The organism is Gemmiger formicilis (genome assembly GCF_016901605.1).
Taxonomy (GTDB): domain Bacteria; phylum Bacillota; class Clostridia; order Oscillospirales; family Ruminococcaceae; genus Gemmiger; species Gemmiger formicilis_B.
In genome coordinates this window covers 1-216 of sequence record NZ_JACJKP010001040.1, presented here as the reverse complement: position 1 = coordinate 216, position 216 = coordinate 1, and the positions used below count along the sequence as shown (strand labels likewise).

Genomic DNA, 216 nt, shown 5'->3' with positions numbered 1-216 from the left:
CCAGTCCTCCCGCCGGGTACAGGTCAGCATGGGGCACTGTACGTTGCAGCCCATGGTAATGACCACATCCACCGGCGGCAGTTCCGCCAGCAGTTTGCTGCGCTGGGCGGCGGCTGTGCCAATTGCCACGCGCTGGAGGACGCGGCCAAAGCGGCCCTGGGAGAACTGGGGCTGCCCCAGGAGGTAGGCCATATCACCGATTTTGCCCAGATCGCG

1 protein-coding gene and 1 pseudogene are annotated in these 216 nt (G+C 65.7%); one reads left to right on the top strand and one right to left on the bottom strand.

The annotated features are described in order from the left end of the window. Nucleotides 1–105, bottom strand: a pseudogene (locus H6B10_RS19000) (arsenate reductase ArsC); the annotation flags it as partial. Between H6B10_RS19000 and H6B10_RS18995 the strand changes: the two are divergent. Then, nucleotides 67–216, top strand: a 150-nt coding sequence (locus H6B10_RS18995; RefSeq protein ID WP_345941887.1) for a thioredoxin family protein, incomplete at its 3' end; no start/stop codon positions are given. The pseudogene H6B10_RS19000 and the gene H6B10_RS18995 sit on opposite strands and share 39 nt — an antisense overlap.